This is a genomic window from Streptomyces sp. P17 (assembly GCF_032436805.1).
Classification (GTDB): Bacteria; Actinomycetota; Actinomycetes; order Streptomycetales; family Streptomycetaceae; genus Streptomyces.
On sequence record NZ_JAVRBF010001250.1, the window covers coordinates 1 to 249 of the forward strand.

General features: G+C 36.1%; 1 protein-coding gene. It reads left to right on the plus strand.

Translation table 11 applies throughout. The features are described from left to right. Positions 1-249, plus strand: a 249-nt coding sequence (locus tag RMT89_RS44580; RefSeq protein ID WP_315889460.1) for a hypothetical protein, incomplete at both ends; no start/stop codon positions are given.

Consider the following 249-nt stretch of genomic DNA (forward strand, 5'->3'; position numbering starts at 1 on the left):
TAACGACTTGGTCCCCTATTTTTGATGGTTATCTTGAGGAAATTAAGAGAATTCATAACCGAATGATGGGGCAGCAGGAATTTATTGCTGCAAGATTTGCCGAAATAACTCCTGCCATCGAGATTAAGAAAATATCTGGTAAAAAGATTGAAGTTTGTAGTCATTGTAATATGGCTTCTGCTGAAATTACTAAACAAAATAGTTGGGGCAATGAATACCAGTGCCTAGTATGTGGTGTTAAAGATGTTT